General features: G+C 47.0%; 2 protein-coding genes. One reads left to right on the forward strand and one right to left on the reverse strand.

What is annotated here, in order from left to right; genetic code table 11:
* Positions 1-1,665 (forward strand): EAL domain-containing protein (locus R7P72_RS23770; RefSeq protein ID WP_318110794.1); only part of this gene is annotated, 1,665 nt, incomplete at its 5' end.
* A 67-nt stretch (positions 1,666-1,732) separates the two neighbouring features.
* Here the strand turns inward: R7P72_RS23770 and R7P72_RS23775 are convergent.
* Positions 1,733-1,902: plastocyanin/azurin family copper-binding protein (locus R7P72_RS23775; RefSeq protein WP_318110795.1), on the reverse strand; the 170-nt coding region annotated here is incomplete at its 5' end.

Genomic DNA, 1,902 nt, shown 5'->3' on the forward strand with positions numbered 1-1,902 from the left:
CCCAATAACTCTCTGTTGGCGCTGATCAGCGCCATGATGTCGTATTTGTACTGCAAACATTTGAGAATTCAATTGCTTGAACCCCAAGCACTGGACTTTACTTCTCGGCTGTTTAAAGACGTTTTGCACTTTTTCGTATTTGTTCTTGTCGCGGTAAGCCTGTCTCACGTCACTGCGGCGATCATGGTGTGGTTTAGTGGCGCAGTGCGCAGTATCGGCGTCGATCCTTTAACGCTTGAAGGCGGTTTAATCTATCAAACCGTTTTGGGGTTGCTAGGGGCGACGGGCATCAATGCTCACAACATGTTGTTTGCCATCAAGCAGCAGATATACGCTGCGACCGAAGCCAACATGGCTGCTTGGCAAGCTGGCGAAGCGTCGCTTAACGTTATCAGCCAAGGTTTTTACGACGCCTTTTTGTCTATGGACGGCTCGGGAAACAGCGTCTGTTTGCTTCTAGGTATCCTGATTTTTGCGAGAGGGCGCAACCACATCATGTTGGCGTTGGCGGCTGCGCCATTGGTGATGTTCGACATTAATGAAGTGTTGCTGTTTGGTTTGCCGATCATCTTTAACCCCATTCTCATCATCCCATTTGTGCTGGTGCCTTTGGTGAGCTTCGTGATCACTTATGCGAGCATTGCGTCGGGTATGATTGATCCTGTCGAGAAGATCGTGAATTGGATGACGCCGCCGTTAATCAGTGGATATGTCGCAATGGGAAATCATATTCAAGGCACAATACTTCAACTGATAGTGATCGCGGCAGGAGTATTGATCTATCGACCTTTTTATCTTGCTTATGCTGGTAAACACGCGAGTCAATTCGGGCTGAACAATGCTTTGAATGGTATTGAACAATCGCTGTTTAAGTCTCTGCTTAATAGCGTGAAAGATTCAAACATATACATTATCAACAAATCATCAGCTCAGAAGCGTTTGACTTCAATTCTGCGAGAAGGGGAGCTGGTGATGTTTTATCAAAAGCTACAATCGACGCATGATGAGAAAGTGTTCTCCTATGAAGCGCTGATTCGTTACATCGATAAAGAGGGAAAACTGTGCCCTCCAACGTTCATCAGTGACTTCCAAATGCTTGATGCCATGCCGCTACTTGATAAGTTGGTCATCGAAAAAGTGCTGTCGGACATGAAAACAATGTCGTTATCGCCGTCACGTCGAGTTGCGATCAATATTTCGGTTTCGACGATCGAACAAGCGGATTTTGTTCAGCACTTACAAGGGCGACTTGAGCACTATGGCGTGTCCCCAGATTGGTTAGAAATCGAGATAACCGGAGAGGCGGTGTTAAACGATAAAGTGTCGTTGACCAATACGATGATCGCGCTGCAAGCGTGTGGTATTCGCATTGCAATGGATGATTTCGGAACGGGTTATGCTTCGTTTCCGCATTTGCTCAAATATCCGTTTGATAAGATCAAACTCGACCGTTCATTACTGCTTGATGCCACAGATGAAAAGGGGCGCGAGTTATACCGAATTGTGGCTAAACTCGGGCACATTGCCAACTGCGAAGTCGTAGCCGAGGGCGTAGAAACTCAAGCAGAATACGAGTTCGTCGCGCAATGTGGCGTCGACAAAGTACAAGGTTTTTATCTGGCCAAACCGATGCCGAGACAAGACTTATCGGATGAGAGAGCATGACCCGATTCGCGTAGTAAAAAGGGAAGCACGCGCTTCCCTTTAGTCACACTCAAATTGAATTCAACGATTATTTGAACTCAAATTTACCCTGCATGATCGCCCAGTGACCAGGGAATGAGCAGAAGAATGAGTAATCACCGCCAGCCGTCATTTTTTCCGTGCTGAATGTAATGCTGGTGCTTTCACCGCCACCAACGACTTTTGTGTGAGCGTAAACGCGCTCGTCGTCTGGCTTCA

It is taken from the genome of Vibrio sp. Vb0888, assembly GCF_033338835.1.
Taxonomy (GTDB): domain Bacteria; phylum Pseudomonadota; class Gammaproteobacteria; order Enterobacterales; family Vibrionaceae; genus Vibrio; species Vibrio alginolyticus.